The sequence below is a fragment of the Ideonella sp. sgz306126 genome (assembly GCF_056032705.1).
Window position 1 is genome coordinate 837,833 of sequence record NZ_JBVYWP010000002.1, and the last position, 15,583, is coordinate 853,415.

General features: G+C 72.2%; 10 protein-coding genes. 4 read left to right on the forward strand and 6 right to left on the reverse strand.

Features of this window, described 5'->3' with window-relative positions; genetic code table 11:
* Positions 1-246 precede the first annotated feature (246 nt).
* The 3 genes from AC0N04_RS08330 (at position 247) to AC0N04_RS08340 (ending at position 3,420) form a co-directional block, all read left to right on the forward strand.
* Positions 247-1,878 (forward strand): GGDEF domain-containing protein, encoded by a 1,632-nt coding sequence (locus AC0N04_RS08330; protein WP_474280419.1) that lies wholly within the window; start codon positions 247-249, stop codon positions 1,876-1,878.
* Between the two features lie 89 nt (positions 1,879-1,967).
* On the forward strand, positions 1,968-2,663 hold the full coding sequence (locus AC0N04_RS08335; protein ID WP_474280421.1) for a class I SAM-dependent methyltransferase: 696 nt from the start codon (positions 1,968-1,970) through the stop codon (positions 2,661-2,663).
* Positions 2,656-3,420: an SDR family oxidoreductase gene (locus tag AC0N04_RS08340; protein ID WP_474280423.1), complete on the forward strand. Its 765-nt coding sequence runs from the start codon at positions 2,656-2,658 to the stop codon at positions 3,418-3,420. Before AC0N04_RS08335 ends, AC0N04_RS08340 begins: the two co-directional genes overlap by 8 nt.
* A 22-nt stretch (positions 3,421-3,442) precedes the next feature.
* Here AC0N04_RS08340 and AC0N04_RS08345 read toward each other — a convergent pair whose 3' ends face one another.
* Both AC0N04_RS08345 and glpD read right to left on the reverse strand, forming a co-directional pair.
* Positions 3,443-4,000, reverse strand: a complete 558-nt coding sequence (locus AC0N04_RS08345; protein ID WP_474280425.1) for a DUF3617 domain-containing protein — start codon at positions 3,998-4,000, stop codon at positions 3,443-3,445.
* A 135-nt stretch (positions 4,001-4,135) separates the two neighbouring features.
* A complete protein-coding gene (glpD, locus tag AC0N04_RS08350; RefSeq protein WP_474280427.1) occupies positions 4,136-5,689 on the reverse strand; it encodes a glycerol-3-phosphate dehydrogenase in 1,554 nt (517 codons plus the stop codon).
* Between the two features lie 72 nt (positions 5,690-5,761).
* On the opposite strand from glpD, the gene glpK reads away from it, so the two are divergent.
* A complete protein-coding gene (gene glpK / locus AC0N04_RS08355) occupies positions 5,762-7,312 on the forward strand; it encodes a glycerol kinase GlpK (protein ID WP_474280429.1) in 1,551 nt (516 codons plus the stop codon).
* 37 nt (positions 7,313-7,349) lie between these two features.
* On the opposite strand, the gene AC0N04_RS08360 is transcribed toward glpK, so the two are convergent.
* The 4 genes from AC0N04_RS08360 to AC0N04_RS08375 all read right to left on the reverse strand — a co-directional run bounded on the left by AC0N04_RS08360 (position 7,350) and on the right by AC0N04_RS08375 (position 15,581).
* Positions 7,350-7,565 carry an HP1242/YdcH family protein gene (locus tag AC0N04_RS08360; RefSeq protein ID WP_474280431.1) on the reverse strand — a complete coding sequence of 72 codons (216 nt, stop codon included), beginning with the start codon at positions 7,563-7,565 and terminating at the stop codon, positions 7,350-7,352.
* 62 nt (positions 7,566-7,627) lie between these two features.
* Positions 7,628-9,049 carry an efflux transporter outer membrane subunit gene (locus tag AC0N04_RS08365; protein WP_474280432.1) on the reverse strand — a complete coding sequence of 474 codons (1,422 nt, stop codon included), beginning with the start codon at positions 9,047-9,049 and terminating at the stop codon, positions 7,628-7,630.
* 9 nt (positions 9,050-9,058) lie between these two features.
* Positions 9,059-12,151 (reverse strand): multidrug efflux RND transporter permease subunit, encoded by a 3,093-nt coding sequence (locus tag AC0N04_RS08370; protein WP_474280434.1) that lies wholly within the window; start codon positions 12,149-12,151, stop codon positions 9,059-9,061.
* A gap of 34 nt (positions 12,152-12,185) precedes the next feature.
* On the reverse strand, positions 12,186-15,581 hold the full coding sequence (locus AC0N04_RS08375) for an efflux RND transporter permease subunit (protein ID WP_474280436.1): 3,396 nt from the start codon (positions 15,579-15,581) through the stop codon (positions 12,186-12,188).
* Positions 15,582-15,583 lie beyond the last annotated feature (2 nt).

A 15,583-nucleotide genomic window follows, 5' to 3' on the forward strand; every position in this document is an offset into this window, starting at 1 on the left:
CGAAACTACAATCGATTGTAATTGCGGGAAAACCCGTGCACATCGCGCAATGGGGCGCGGCGAAACGGCAGTCGTTGCGCATTGCGTCACGCCCCTCAGGGAACCCTCGCAATCGCCGCGGCCGGCGTTCTGTCACCATCTGTATCTGCCCGCCGGGTCGCGCCGCCGGAATGGCCGCCGTCGGCGTTGTCCCGGTGTCGCCAAGGGCCCACCGCACGCCATCCCCTGCCGTTGAAGAATCCCCCCGTGTCCGCCGCCCCCCCGCTCGACGAGTCCGCTTGGTCGGCGCTGATGACCCACGCCCGCGGCCAGCGCGACCAGGGTGCGCTGGCCGCGGCGATGCAGGCCGCGCTGGACGCAGGCGACGCCGCCGCGTCCGACCACGAGCGGCTGCAGGCCTGGCACCTGGCCTGCTTCTGCCAGTTCCGCCTGGGTCAGCTCAAGGCCTTGCTGGAGGTGGCGCAGCGCGCGCTGGCGCTGGACGGGGCTGCCGAGCAGCCCAAGCTCCAGGCGGAACTGCTGCGCTGGCTCACGCTCGGCGCCTGCGAGCTGGGCGAGTTCGAACTGGCGATGAGCACCGCCATCCGCGGCGCCGACCTGGCACAGGCCAGCGGCCAGCCGGGCGAGATCGCAGTCGCGTTGAACGCGATGGCGGCCTGTTTCGAACGCATGGGCGATCCCTGGCAGGCCGAGCGCCTGATGCTGGAGGCGTTGACCCATGCCGAGGCCGACGGCGGCGCCTACCCCCAGATCACGACGCTGAACAACCTCGCCGCGATCACCATCGGCGCTTACTACCTGCTGCGCGACGACGTGGATCCGGACGAGGCCGGCGCCGCGCTGGCGCGGGCGGCCGGCTACGCCCGCCGGGCGCTGTCGCTGTCCCAGGCCGAGGGCCGGGCGGACCCTTTCTTCCAGATCTTTCTCGAAGGCAACCTGGGCGAGGCCCTGCTGCACCAGGGCCAGTCCGAGACGGCGCTGCCGATGCTGAACCGCTCGCTGGCCGAGGCCGAGGCGCGCGGCCACGCGGCGCAAAGCTGGCGCATCCGCTGCACCCTGGCCGAAGGCCACCTGCGCCAGGGCCAGCCCGCCGAGGCTCGCGAAGTGCTCCAGCAACTGCTGGGCGAGGCGGCCGACGACGTCCCCGGCGCCACCCGCATCCGCCTGCACCAGACCTTGTACCGCGCGTGCCGCCAGCTCGGGCGCATCGACGAGGCCCTGGCCCACCACGACCAGGGCGACCGGCTTCAGCGCCACCGCATGGCCCAGCAGCTGCGCGCCCAGTCGCGCCTGCTGGTGACCCGCACCGAGACCGAACACACCCGCCTGCAGGCCGACCGGGCGCGCCAGGAGGCGCAGGCGGAGCGCGCCCGCGCGGTCCAGATGGCCTTGCAGGCCAGCCAGGACGCGCTGACGGGCCTGGGCAACCGCCGCCATCTCGACGAACAGTTGCCCGGTCTGCTGGCGCAGGCCGCCAGCCAGGCCCAGGACCTCGTGCTCGGGCTGATCGATCTCGACCATTTCAAGCAGGTCAACGACCGCCATGGCCACCGGGTGGGCGACCAGGTGCTGGTGCAGATGGCCCAGATCCTGCGCGAGAACACGCGCTCGGACGATGTGCTGGCGCGCATCGGCGGCGAGGAGTTCCTGGTCGTGCTGCCCGGCGCCGGCCTGGCCACCGCGATCGAGGTGTTCGAGCGCCTGCGCGAGGGCGTGGCCCGGCACGACTGGACGGCGCTCGCGCCGGGACTGGCGGTGACCGTCAGCATCGGCCTGGCCCAGACCCCGCCCTGCGACGCCTCGCTGCTGTTCGACCAGGCCGACCGCGCGCTCTACCGCGCCAAGCAGGCCGGCCGCAACCGCGTGCGCGCCGGCTGAGCCCGGGGGCCGCCCGGCGGCGGCCTTGATCGATGGTGTGGACTTCGCCGCGCGAAGAGCGGATGCTGGGGCGGATCGCAAGGTCCACCATGGCCGACACCCACCCCGCCCATCGCCGTGCCGGCGCGCCGCCGGCCGCCGCGTCCGATGCGATCTACCGCCAGCGGGCGGCGCACTACGATCTGGAACTGGCCGTCTTCGAGCCGCTGCGGGAGCGGGCGATCGCACAGCTGGCGCTGGCGCCAGGCCAGACTGTGCTCGACCTGGGCTGCGGCACCGGCCTGAGCCTGGCCGGCCTGAGTCGCCGGGTGCGTCCCGGCGGACAGGTGTGGGGGGTGGAACCCTGCCCGGCGATGCTGAGGCTGGCGCGCCGACGGGCTGCGCAGCTGGCGGGCGCCCGCATCCACCTGCAGCAGGCCACGGCGGACCGCGCGCGCCTTCCGGCAGCGGCCGATGGCGCGCTGTTCCACTTCACGCACGACATCCTGCAGCAGCCCGCGGCACTGGACCATGTGCTCGCCCATCTGCGTCCGGGCGCCCGGGTGGTGGCCTGCGGCCTGTGCTGGGCCGCGCCGTGGAACGGCTTCGGGAACCTGTTCGTGGCCGGCGCCGCCTGGTACTCGATCACCTCGCCGGGCGGGTTGGACGCGCCCTGGCGATCCCTGGCCGCGCGCCTGCCGGACCTGGTGGTGGAGCGGCTGTGGATGGGTACCATCTACCTCGCGTGCGGCACCGTGCCGCCGCCATCCCCCGCCCCCTTCGCCGGAACCGCCCACGATGCCTGACGCCGCGCCCCGTGCCCGCACCCTGCTGATCACCGGCGCCAGCCGCGGCATCGGCGCGGCCACCGCGCTGCAGGCCGCCCGCCAGGGCTGGGACCTGGCGCTGAACTACCGGTGCGATCGCGACGCCGCCGAGGCCGTCGCGGCCCAGGTCCGGTCGCTGGGCCGGCGCGCCATCGCCGTCGCGGCCGACGTCGCCGACGAGACCCAGGTGATGGCGATGTTCGCCGCGGCCGAGGCGCAGCTCGGCCCGCTGGGCGGCCTGGTCAACAACGCCGGCGTGCTCGACGTGGCGGCGCGCGTCGACGAGATGGGCGCCGCCCGGCTGGCGCGGATGTGGGCCGTCAACCTCAGCGGCAGCGTGCTGTGCGCGCGCGAGGCGGTGCGGCGCATGAGCACCCGGCACGGCGGCCGGGGCGGCGCGATCGTCAACCTGTCGTCGGCCGCGGCGCGGGTCGGCTCGCCCGGGCTCTACCTGGACTACTCGATGAGCAAGGCGGCGATCGACCATTTCACGGCCGGCCTGGCACGCGAGGTGGCGGCCGAAGGCGTGCGGGTCAACGCGGTGCGCCCCGGCATCATCGACACCGAGATCCACGCGTCCGGCGGCCATGCCGAGCGGGTGGCCGCCAGCCAGCACCTGATCCCGATGGGCCGGCTGGGCCGGGCCGACGAGGTCGCGCCGGCGATCGTCTGGCTGCTGTCGGACGAGGCCAGCTACACCACCGGCGCGGTGCTCGACGTGGCCGGCGGGCGCTGAGGCAGCCCTTCGCCGGCGGCATTCACGGGGCGGGCTTGAGCCCGCCGCAATCGGCGCTCAGCCAGGTGCCCGACTGGGTCATCTCGACCCGCTCGGGCTGGCCCTTGACCACCGTCTCGACCACCGAGTGGCCGCTGTAGGCCCGCGGGCTGGTGATGGTGTATTCGCCCTCGCCGCTGGACGGCGGGTTGCCCGAACAGGTGAAACGGAATTTGACCGTGCCGCCGCTGCGCTGGACGATCTGCTGCTGGCAGCGGCCGTCGCCCTGCGGGGCCTCGCCGCGCGCGGCGTGCTCCTTGCTCAGGCACACCCGCACGGTGTTCGGCGCGCCACCCAGGCCGACACCGCTGTGGGACATGCGCTCCTCGATCATCTTGCGCTGCTCTGCAGGCATGTTGGCGAGCTGGCTCTGCATCTGCGCCATCGCGCCCTCCATCTGCCCGCTGGCGGTCTTCATCTGCATCCGGTGTTCCCACAGGCCGGGCTGCAGGCCGGCCTGGGCCTGTGCCGGCGACACGGCGCCGACCGCCATGGCCGCGATGGCCACCACCCAGGGCAGGGAAGGGAGTGCTGTGTTCATGTCGATGCCTCGCCAGGGCGCGGGCCGCTTGCCTCGCCCGCGTGAGTGTGCGGCGCGGGTCAAGCGCCGCGCAAGCGCGAACTTGGGGATGCGGGAGGCGCGATCCGTGGGGGCAGGCGCTGCCGCCTCGCGCCGCTACGGCCGCAGCGCGTCGGCGACGCGCTGGCGCTGCGCCGCGTCCAGGTGCAGCCCCAGTTTGCTGCGACGCCACAGCACATCGTCGGCGTCGCGTGCCCACTCCTCGCGTTGCAGGTAGCGCAACTCGGCCTCGAACAGCCCCGGCGCGAGCTCGTCGCCGAGCTCGTGCAGCGACGCGGCCGAGCCGATCACCCGCGACAGCCGGCTGCCGTAGGCCTGCGCCAGCCGGCGCGCCGTGGCGGCCGGCAGCCAGGGATGGCGCTGCGCGACGGCCTGCTGCAGGCGCTCGATGTCCAGGTCGGGTCGTTGCGGCGCGCCGATCCACTCGCGCAGGTCGCCGCCGGGCAGCGCGGCGGTCCCGGTCCAGGGGCGGCGCACCTCGCCCAGCAGCCGGCCGACTTCGCTCGCGGCGTCCTCGGCCAGCTTGCGGAAGGTGGTGATCTTGCCGCCCCAGACGCTCAGCAGCGGCGCGCCGCCGGCGTGGCTTTCGAGCAGGTAGTCGCGGGTCACCGCCGAGGCGTCGCCGGCCTCGTCGTCCAGCAGCGGGCGCACGCCGGCGTAGCGCCACACCACCGTCGACGGCAGCACGGGCCGCGCGAAATAGCGGCTGGCCTGTTCGCACAGGTACGCGACCTCGGCGTCGTTGCACGCGGCCTGGCCGGGTTCGCCGTGGAAGTCCTCGTCGGTGGTGCCGATCAAGGTGAAGCGCTGCTCGTACGGGATCGCGAAGATGATGCGCCGGTCCGGGTTCTGGAACAGGTAGGCGCGGTCGTGCTCGAAGCAGCGCGGCACGACGATGTGGCTGCCCTTGACCAGCCGCAGGTGCCGGCGGGCCAGCGGCTCGCCGTGCTCCGGCCGGGCCACGTCGCGCAGAAAGCGCTCGGTCCACGGGCCGGCGGCATTGACCAGCGCGCGCGCCCGCACCGTCCGCTCGCGCCCGTCGTCGCCCACCAGCGTGGCGCGCCAGCCGGTGGGCTCGCGCCGGGCCTGACTCACGCGGGTGCGGGTCAGCACCGTCGCGCCATGCTCGCGCGCGTCGATCGCCGCCAGCACCACCAGCCGTGCGTCGTCCACCCAGCCATCGGAGTAGGCGAAGCCGCGGGTGAAGCGCGGCTGCAGCGGGGCGCCCGCCACGTCGCGGCGCAGGTCCAGCCCGGTCGAGCCGGGCAGCACCTCGCGGCGGGCCAGATGGTCGTAGAGGAACAGGCCCAGGCGGATCATCCAGGCCGGTCGCATCGCCGGGTCGTGCGGCATCACGAAGCGCAGCGGCCGCATGATGTGCGGTGCGCTGCGCAGCAGCACCTCGCGCTCCTGCAAGGCCTTGCGCACCAGCGCGAATTCGTAATATTCCAGATAGCGCAGGCCGCCGTGGATCAGCTTGGTGCTGGCCGACGAGGTGTGCGAGGCCAGGTCGTGCTGCTCGGCCAGCAGCACCCGCCAGCCGCGGCCGGACAGGTCGCGTGCGATGCCGCAGCCATTGATGCCGCCGCCGACGACGAGGACATCCGTCTCGATCGGATCGGCAGGTGGCAGGGGGGTCGTGGGGCTCAAAGCAAACCAGGGTGGTCAAGTCGCGGACGGGCCGCTATTGTCGGCCCCTGTTCACGACGGCCTGATGACGCCATGACCTACCTGCTCGCCCTGGACCAGGGCACCTCCAGCTCGCGCAGCATCGTGTTCGACGCCCAAGGCCGCATCGTCGCCCGGGCGCAGCGCGAGTTCCGCCAGATCTTTCCGCAGCCCGGCTGGGTCGAGCACGACCCCGAGGAGATCTGGGCCAGCCAGCTGGCCACCGCGCGGCAGGCGCTGGCCGAGGCCGGACTGCAGGCGCGCGACGTGACGGCGATAGGCATCACCAACCAGCGCGAGACCACCGTGCTGTGGAACCGCCGCAGCGGCGCGCCGATCCACAACGCCATCGTCTGGCAGGACCGGCGCACCGAGCCGCTGTGCGCGCAGCTGCGCGAGCAAGGCCATGCGGACCGCATCCGGCAGGCCACCGGGCTGGTGATCGATCCGTATTTCTCGGCCACCAAGATCCGCTGGCTGCTCGACCACGTGCCCGGCGCCCACCTCGCCGCCGCGCAGGGCGAGCTGGCCTTCGGCACCATCGACAGCTGGTTGCTGTGGAAGCTGACCGGCGGGCGGGTCCACGCCACCGATGTCAGCAATGCGTCGCGCACCATGCTGTTCGACATCCACCATCACCGCTGGAGCCCCGAGCTGACCGGCCTGCTGCACGTGCCCGAGAGCCTGCTGCCGCAGGTCTGCGCCAGCAGCCACCGCTACGGCGAGACCGATCCGGCGCTGTTCGGCGCGCCGATCCCGATCGGCGGCATCGCCGGCGACCAGCAAAGCGCGCTGGTCGGCCAGGCCGGCTTTCGGGCCGGCGTCGCCAAGAACACCTACGGCACCGGTTGCTTCATGCTGCTGCACACCGGCGCGCAGGCCCTGGCCAGCGCCAACGGCCTGATCACCACCTGCGCCGCGCAGATGCCCGGCGACCGGGACGGGCCGGTCGGGGCCGCGGCGACCGGCCACGGAGCCCGGCCGGCGGGGACGCCGCAGTACGCGCTCGAAGGCAGCGTCTTCATCGGCGGCGCGGTGGTGCAGTGGCTGCGCGACGGCCTGCACGCGATCCCCGGCAGTGCCCAGGTGCAAGGCCTGGCCGAGAGCGTGCCCGACGCCGGCGGCGTGGTCTTCGTGCCCGCGTTCACCGGGCTGGGGGCGCCGTACTGGAACGCCGACGCGCGCGGTGCCATCGTCGGCCTGACGCGCGGCAGCACCGTGGCCCACATCGCGCGGGCGGCGCTGGAAAGCATCGCGTTCCAGAGTGCCGCCTTGCTGGCTGCGATGAGCCGCGACGCGGTGGCCGCCGGGGCGGGGCCGGTGAGCGAGCTGCGCGTGGACGGCGGCGCCTGCGTCAACGACTTGCTGATGCAGTTCCAGGCCGACCTGCTGGGCATTCCGGTGCTGCGCCCCGCGGTGACCGAGACCACCGCGCTGGGCGCCGCCTACCTGGCCGGCCTGGCCACCGGCGTGTGGCGCAGCACCGATGAATTGGCGCGGCACTGGCGGGCGGAGCGCAGCTTCCACCCGACCTTGCCGCGCGACCAGGCCGAGGAACGCCTGGCCCGCTGGGAACATGCCGTGCGGCAGGTGGTGGCACCGTAGACAGAGCGCCGCTCCTCGGGCGCGGAGGCCTCCCGGCTCAGCCGCCGGCCTTGCGCAAGAGGGCGTAGAGCTGATCCTTGAGATGCAGCTTTTCCTTCTTCAGCATCTCGATCTCGTCATGGCTGCCCGGCGCGACGCCCGACACCATGTTGCTGATCTGCTGGTCCAGCGCGTTGTGCTTGTCGAACAGTTGCGCAAAGTGATGGTCGCTGGTCTTGAGCCGGTGGATCAGCTCGCGGTATTCGGGAAACATCGGTGCTTCTCCTCGGAGGTGGGGTGCCGGACCACTCTACTGCATCCGGCCGCGCGGCGGCCTCAGGCGGGCGCCCAGCGGCCGGCGATGTTCTTCAGCAACTCGTTCACGGCCGCCAGTTGCCGGTTGCGCACCGCCAGCAGCGTGGCCTCGGCGTTCAGGGCGGCGGTCTGCGCGCTGACCACGCCCAGGTAGCTGACCGTGCCGGCGCGGTACTGGTCCAGCGTGATCTCCAGCGCGCGTTGCGCGGCCTGCAGGGCCTGGGACTGGGACTGCGACTCGTCCTGCAGCTGCGTGGCCAGCACCAGGTTGTCCTCCACCTCCTGAAGCGCGGCCAGCACGGTCTGGCGATAGCTGGCGCCTGCCTGGTCCAGCGCCGCCAGGGCCTGGGCGCTGGCGAGCCGGCGCTGGCCGCCGTCGAGCACGGCCTCGGCCAGCGACGGGCCGAGCGACCAGAACAGGTTCGGGGCGCTGACCAGCTGGCTCAGCGAGGTGTGGCGCCAGCCGGCGTCGGCCGACAGACTCAGCGCCGGGAAGAACGCGGCGCGGGCCTGGCCGGCCTGCAGGGCCGCGGCGGCCATGCGGCGTTCGGCCGCGGCGATGTCGGGCCGGCGCTGCAGCAGCGTGGCCGGCAGCAGCTCGGGCACCGCCGGGACCTCGGGCAAGCGCGCGTCGCGGGCCAGCGCGAAGCGCGCCGCCGGCTCGCCGAGCAGCGACGCGATCGCGTGTTCCAGCTGGGCGCGCTGCGCCTTCCAGTCCGCCATCTGGGCCTGCACGCTGTGCAGCTGGGTCTGGGCTTGCAGCACGTCGGTGCGGGCGGCCACGCCGGCGTCGTAGCGCGCCTGGGTCAATTCCAGCGCGCGCTGATCGGCCAGCACGCTGCGTTCGAGCAGCGCCAGTTCGCAGTCGGCCGCGCGCAGCGAGAAATAGGTCTGTACCAGCAGCGCCTGGGCCGACAGGCGGGCCGCGGCGAGGTCGTCGGCGCTGGCCTGCAGGCTGGCACGGGCGCCCTCGCTGGCCTGGGCCAGGCGGCCCCACAGGTCCAGCTCCCAGCCGGCGCTGGCGCTCAGCGAGACGCTGTTGGCCGGATGGGCGCCGCTGCCGGCTGCGCCGCTCGGGCCGGCGCTGCGCGTTCCGGCGAGCCCGATCGACAGGGTCGGCGCCAGCGCGGCCCGGCTGGCCGTGACCACGGCGCGCGCGCTGGCCACCTGGGCCGCGGCGGCCTTCAGGTTCTCGTTGCCGATCACCAGGCGCTGCTCCAGCGCGTCGAGCTGCGGGTCCTGGAACAGCGTCCACCAGCGGTCGGGCACGGCGGCCTCGGGCGCGGCGGCTTGCCACGCGCCGGCTTCCTTGAACTGCGCCGGCGGGGCGACGGGCGGCGGCGGCGCGACGCGGGTCAGCGCGCAGGCGCCCAGCACCAGGCTGGCGCCCAGCGGGGCCAGGCGGCGGGCGCGGAACGGGGAGGAGCGAGGGCGGGCGGGCATGGGGCGGTCCTAGGTCGTCGGCGCAAGCACGGGGGCTGCGCGCGGCTGCGGCGGGCGGCGGCGCAGCCGGTCCATAAGCACGAACACCACCGGCGTGGTGTAGAGGGTGAGCAACTGGCTCAGGATCAGGCCGCCGACGATCGCGATGCCCAGCGGCTGGCGCATCTCGGCGCCGTCGCCGGTGCCCAGCGCCAGCGGCACGGCGCCGAAGATCGCCGCGGCGGTGGTCATCAGGATCGGCCGCAGGCGCAGCCCCGCGGCGCGGAAGATCGCGGCGCCGGCGCTCGTCTGGCCGGCGCGCTGCCGGGCGATCGCGAAGTCGATCATCATGATCGCGTTCTTCTTGACGATGCCGATCAGCAGGATCACGCCGATCAACGCGATGATCGAAAACTGGGTGTTGAACAGCATCAGCGCGAGCAGCGCACCGACGCCGGCCGACGGCAGCGTGGACAGAATCGTGACCGGGTGCACCAGGCTCTCGTACAGCATGCCCAGCACCAGGTAGATCGCGACGATCGCCGCGGCGATCAGCAGGGGCTGAGACGACAGCGACTGCTGGAACGCGTTGGCCGTGCCGGCGAAGCCGCCGCGCACCGACACCGGCACGCCCAGCTGCGCGATCGCCCGGTCGATCGCCGCGGTGGCCTGCGACAGCGAGACGCCCTGCGGCAGGTTGAAGCTGATCGTCGACGAGGGTGTGCCGGCCTGGTGGTTGACGGCCAGCGGCGTGTTGGTGGTTTCCACGCGCGCGAAGGCCGACAGCGGCACCTGTGCGCCGCTGTTGCTGGTGACATAGACCTTGCCCAGCGTGGCCGGGTCCTGGAGGAATTCGGGTGCGAATTCCATCACCACCCGGTACTGGTTGAGCGGGTTGAAGATCACGCCGACCTGGCGCTGGCCGAAGGCATCGTTGAGCGTGGTGTCGATGCTGTTGACGCTGACGCCCAGCCGCGCGGCGGCGTCGCGGTCGATCAGCAGCGAAGTCTGCATGCCGTGGTCCTGCTGGTCGGTGTCGATGTCGGTCAGCTCGGGCAGTTGCGACAGCGCGTTGCGGATCCGCGGCTCCCAGGTCCGCAGATCGGTCAGATCGTCGGCCTGCAAGGTGTACTGGTACTGCGAGTTGGACTGCCGGCCGCCGATGCGGATGTCCTGCACCGGCACCATGAACAGGTTGGCGCCGGGCTCGTGCGCCAGGCGCTTGCGCAGCCGCGCGATCACCGCGTCCACCGGCACCTTGCGTTCGGCCAGCGGTTTGAGGGTGATGTAGAAGTTGGCCGAATTGGTGCGTCCGCCGCCGGTGAAGCCGTTGACGTTGGCCACCGCCGGGTCGGCGCGCAGGATCGCCATGAAGGTGTCCAGGCGCTGGCGCATCATCGCGAACGAGCTGCTCTGGTCGGCCTGCACGCCGCCGAACATCACGCCGGTGTCCTGCTGCGGGAAGAAGGTCTTGGGGATGGTGGCGTACAGCGTCACGTTGAGCACGATCACCGCCAGCAGCGACAGCAGCGCCACCGGCTGGTGCCGCAGCGTCCAGGCCAGCGAGCGGCGGTAGCCGCGAACGACGGCGCGGTTGGCACGGGCCAACGCGGTGCCCAGCCGCCCTGGCGCGCGCCGGGGCGCGGGCGTGCGCAGCAACTGGGCGGCCATCATCGGCGTGGTGGTGAGCGAGACCACCATCGACACCAGGATCGCCGACGACAGCACCACCGCGAACTCGCGGAACAGCCGCCCGACGACGCCGCCCATCAGCAGGATGGGAATGAAGACCGCGATCAGCGACAGGCTGATCGACACCACGGTGAAGCCGATCTCGCGCGCGCCGCGCAAGGCCGCCGCGTGCGGCGCCATGCCTTGCTCGACGTGGCGGGTGATGTTCTCCAGCACGACGATCGCGTCGTCGACGACGAAGCCGGTCGCCACCGTCAGCGCCATCGCCGACAGGTTGTCCAGGCTGTAGCCGCACAGGTACATCACGCCGAAGGTGCCCGCCAGCGAGACCGGCACGGCGACCGCCGGCAGCAGCGTGGCGCGCCAGCTGCGCAGGAACAGCAGCACGACCAGGATCACCAGGCCGATCGCGATCGCCATCGCGCGCTCGACCTCGCGCAGCGACGCGCGGATCGTCGGCGTGCGGTCGCTGACCACGTTGACGGCGATCGCCGGCGAGATCGAGGCCTGCAGCCGCGGCAGCAGCGCGCGCACCCGCTGCACCGTCTCGATGATGTTGGCGCCCGGCTCCTTCAGCACGAACAGCACGACCGACGGCTTGCCGTTGGCCAGGCCGTAGTTGCGCACGTCCTGCACCGAATCGCTGACCTCGGCGACATCGCGCAGGCGCACGGCGGCGCCGTCGCGGTAGCGCAGCACCACCGGGGCGTAGTCGGCCGCGGTGCGGGCCTGGTCGTTGGCGCCGATCTGCCAGTGCCGCCCGCCTTGTTCCACGGCGCCCTTGGGCCGGTTGGCGTTGGTGGCGACCAGCGCGGCGCGCACGCTGTCGAGCGCGATGCCGGCGGCGGCCAGCTTGTCCGGGTTGAGCTCCACGCGCACGGCGGGCAGCGCGCCGCCGCCGACCGTGACCTGGCCCACGCCGTCGACCTGCGACAGGCGCTGCGCCAGCACGGTCGACGCGGCGTCGTACATCTGGCCGCGCGACAGCGTGTCCGAGGTCAGCGCCAGGATCATGATCGGCGCCGCCGCCGGGTTGACCTTGCGGTAGGTCGGGTTGCCGGGCATGCCGGTGGGCAGCAGCGTGCGGGCGGCGTTGATCGCGGCCTGCACGTCGCGCGCGGCGCCGTCGATGTCGCGGTTCAAGTCGAACTGCAAGGTGATGCTGGTCGAGCCGAGCGAGGAGCGCGAGGTGATCTCGTTGACGCCGGCGATGCTGCCCATCGCGCGTTCGAGCGGCGTGGCGACGGTGGCGGCCATGGTGTCCGGGCTGGCGCCGGGCAGCGACGCGCTGACCGAGATGGTCGGGAAGTCGACCTGCGGCAGCGGCGCGATCGGCAGCAGCTGGAAACCCAGCAGGCCGGCCAGCGCCACGCCCAGCGTGATCAGCGTGGTCGCCACCGGCCGAGCGATGAACGGGGCCGAGATGTTCACCGCCCACCCCGTCCGGGCTCGATGGCGGCCCGCGTCATGCGCCACCCGCCCGCGCCAGCCCGGCCTGCACGCGCCGCTCGCGCCAGGCCCTCTGGCGCTGCACCAGGCGCTCGAAGCCGAGGTAGATCACCGGCGTGGTGAACAGCGTCAGCAACTGGCTGACGATCAGCCCGCCGACCATCGTCACCCCCAGCGGCAGGCGCAGCTCGTGGCCGGCGCCGGTGCCCAGCATCAGCGGCAGCGCGCCCAGCAGCGCCGACAAGGTGGTCATCAGGATCGGTCGAAAGCGCAGCAGGCAGGCCTGGTGGATCGCCTGGCGCGGCGTCAATCCCTGTTCGCGCTCGGCGTCGAGCGCGAAGTCGATCATCATGATCGCGTTCTTCTTGACGATGCCGATCAGCAGCACGATGCCGATGATGCCGACCACGCCCAGGTCCTGGTGCGAGACGAGCAGCGCCAGCAGCGCGCCGAGGCCGGCGGAGGGCAGCGTGGACAGGATGGTCAGCGGGTGGATGTAGCTCTCGTAGAGCACGCCCAGCACGATGTACATCGTCACCACGGCGGCCAGGATCAGCAGCAGCGTGCTCGACAGCGAGGCGCGGAAGGCTTCGGCCGCGCCCTGGAAGCTGGTCTCGACGCTGACGGGCAGCGCCAGCTGCGCCTCCTGTGCCTTGATCGCATCCACCGCGGCGCCGAGCGAGACGCCGCTGGCGAGGTTGAACGAAATCGTCGCCGACGGGAACTGCGCCACGTGGTTGATCGCCAGTGCCGCCGGCCGCTCGACGACCTGCGCCACCGAGCCCAGCGGCACCTGGACCGCCGTCGCGACGCCGTTCGCGCCGACCGTGCTGCCGGGCACGTACAGGCCGGCCAGGGCCGCCGGTCCGCGACGGAAGCGGTCGCCGGCCTCCAACACCACGCGGTACTGGCTGGACTGGGTGTAGATGGTCGAGATCAGGCGCTGGCCGAAGGCGTCGTAGAGCGCGTTGTCGATCGCGGCCACGGTCACGCCCAGGCGCCCGGCGGCCTCGCGGTCGATCTGCACATAGGCTTGCAGGCCCTGGGTCTGCAGGTCGTCGGCGACGTCGGCCAGTTCGGGCAAGGTCTTCAGCCGGGTCAGCAACTGGCCGGTGGCCAGCGCCAGGTCGTCCGCGCTGGGCGAGCTGAGCAGGAACTGGTACTGGGTCTTGGAGACCCGGTCCTCGATCGTCAGGTCCTGCACCGGCTGCATGTAGGCGGTGATGCCGGGCACGTGCGAGGTGGCGTCGGCCAGCCGCCGGATCACCGCCGAGGCCGAATCGCTGCGCTGGGCGAAGGGCTTGAGCGAGATCTGCATGCGCCCGGTGTTGAGGGTCGGGTTGGCGCCATCGACGCCGATGAACGACGCCAGGTGGTCCACGTCCGGGTCCTTCAGGATCACCGCGGCCAGCGCCTGCTGGCGCGCCGCCATCGCGCCGAACGAGGTGGTCTGCGTGGCCTCGGTGATGACCTGGATCAGGCCGGTGTCCTGCACCGGGAAGAAGCCCTTGGGCACCACCGCGTACAGCAGGCCGGTCAGCAACAGCGTCAGGCCGAAGACGCCCAGCGTGGCGCGCGGCCGGTCCAGCACCCAGTCCAGCGCGCGGCCGTAGCGGTCGATCAGGCGCTCGAAGGCCTGGCCGAACCAGGCCCCCAGCCGGGTGTGCCGACGCTCGCCCTCGGGCCGCAGCAGGCGCGCGCTCATCATCGGCGTCAGCGTCAGCGAGACGACGGCGGAGATCAGGATGGACACCGCCAGCGTGATCGCGAATTCGTGGAACAGGCGGCCGACCACGTCGCCCATGAACAGCAGCGGGATCAGCACCGCGATCAGCGACACCGTCAGCGAGATGATCGTGAAGCCGATCTGTTCGCTGCCCTTGAGGGCGGCGGCCATGGGTGTGAGGGCCATGTTTTGGCTTCGGCCGGACGCGTTCGCGTCCTTCACGTCGCTTTCAGCGACATGAGCCTGCGCCGACAGCGGAGCTTCCGGCGCCATGTTTTGGCTTCGGCCGGACGCGTTCGCGTCCTTCACGTCGCTTTCAGCGACATGAGCCTGCGCCGACAGCGGAGCTTCCGGCGCCATGTTTTGGCTTCGGCCGGACGCGTTCGCGTCCTTCACGTCGCTTTCAGCGACATGAGCCTGCGCCGAAACATCGCCCGGCACGTCGAGGTGCCGGGCGATGTTTTCAATCATCACGATCGCGTCGTCGACCACGAAGCCGGTCGAGATGGTCAGCGCCATCAGCGTCAGGTTGTTGATCGAGAAGCCGGCGAGGTACATCACGCCGAAGGTGCCGACCAGCGACAGCGGCACGGCGACGCTGGGGATCAGCGTGGCGCTGGCGCTGCGCAGGAACAGGAAGATCACCATCACGACCAGGGCCACCGACAGCAGCAGCTCGAACTGGGTGTCGTCCACCGAGGCGCGGATGGTGGTGGTGCGGTCGGCGATCACCCGCACGTCGATCGAGGCCGGCAGGCTGGCCTGCAGGCGCGGCAGCAAGGCCTTGACGCGGTCGACCGTCTGGATCACGTTGGCGCCGGGCTGGCGCTGCACGTTGAGGATGACGCCGGGCGTGGTGTCCGACCACGCGGCCAGATGCAGGTTCTCGGCATCGTCGACGATGGCCGCCACATCCTTCAGGCGCAGCGCCTTGCCGTTCTTCCAGGCGAGGATCAGGTTCTGGTATTCGGCGGCCGATTTCAGCTGGTCGTTGGCGTCGATCGTCGAGGCGCGCTGGGCGCCGTCGAAACTGCCTTTGGCCTGGTTGACGTTGGCGGCGGCGATCGCGCTGCGCACGTCTTCCAGCGACAGGCCGGCGGCCGCCAGCGCCGCGGGATTGGCCTGGATGCGCACGGCGGGCCGCTGTCCGCCGGCGATGCTGACCAGGCCGACGCCGTCGACCTGCGAGAGCTTGGGCGCGAGCCGGTTCTCGACCAGGTCGTGGACCTTGATCACCGGCAGGGACGGCGAGGTCACGGCGATCGTCAGCACCGGGGCGTCGGCCGGGTTGACCTTGCTGTAGACCGGCGGCATCGGCAGGTCGCCCGGCAGCAGGTTGCCGGCGGCGTTGATCGCGGCCTGCACCTCCTGCTCGGCCACGTCCAGCGACAGGCCGAGCGAGAAGCGCAGCGTGATCACCGAGGCGCCGCCCGAGCTGCTGCTGGTCATCTGCCCCAGGCCCGGCATCTGGCCGAACTGGCGCTCCAGCGGCGCGGTGACGGTGGTGGAGATGACGTCGGGGCTGGCGCCCGGGTAGAGCGTGGTGACGGCGATCGTCGGATAGTCGACCTCCGGCAGGGCCGACAGCGGGAGCATCCGGTAGGCCAGCAGGCCGGCCAGCAGGATGGCCAGCATCAGCAGCGACGTGGCGACCGGGCGCTGGATGAACAGGCGCGACGGGTTCATGG